The sequence below is a fragment of the Limosilactobacillus vaginalis DSM 5837 = ATCC 49540 genome, assembly GCF_000159435.1.
In the GTDB taxonomy this organism is placed as follows: Bacteria; Bacillota; Bacilli; order Lactobacillales; family Lactobacillaceae; genus Limosilactobacillus; species Limosilactobacillus vaginalis.
The window spans coordinates 1-688 of the sequence record NZ_GG693437.1 but is presented as its reverse complement, the minus strand read 5'-3'; the positions used below and the strand labels follow the sequence as shown (position 1 = coordinate 688).

The 688-nt window shown below is 26.0% G+C and carries 1 protein-coding gene; it reads right to left on the bottom strand.

What is annotated here, in order from left to right:
- The coding region (locus HMPREF0549_RS08895; protein WP_003717970.1) for a glycosyltransferase family A protein at nucleotides 1-304 on the bottom strand (304 nt) is incomplete at its 3' end.
- Nucleotides 305-688 lie beyond the last annotated feature (384 nt).

Below are 688 nucleotides of genomic sequence, written 5' to 3'. Positions count from 1 at the left end.
CGAAATAGTCATCGCTATCAATAATAATAAAAAGAGGGGTTATTATTTTTTCTAAAGCATAGTTTAATGCACGATACTTTCCTCCATTTTCTCCCATTTTGTGATACGAAATAGGAATATTATTATCATTCTTCCACTTTTTTACAATACTGTCAGTATTATCTGTACTACAATCATCTATTACTAACCACTGAAAATTTAACTCTTTTTGATTAAGTAATGAACTATATAAAGTCTTTAATTCTTTTTTTCTATTATAAGTACATGTTACTACTGTAAATAACTTATTTTCCTTGTCTACCATACTATCACCTTCTCCTTAGTTCATTCATTTCGATCAACTACTCCTTATTTACAACTAATTTTCTTATAAATATTTAACTGTAATTCCATTCATCATTAGCAATACAAAAATAAAGTTTTAATAAGATTAATCAGTGATTTTAATGATATATAGATTAAAATTCTCGCTATCTATAAAACAAAATCTAAATCAAATAAAGAGTTTTTATAGCATGGTAAAGTCACGTATAGTTTCTAACTTATCGCTATATTTGATTATTAACTAACCTTAAATAGGCATCATTCACGCTATCAAGGCAAGTAGATAAGGAGTATTCATACTTAAAAATAACATGGCTTTGATAACCCATCTTTTTTATTAAATATGGGTTATCTATAAGTTGTC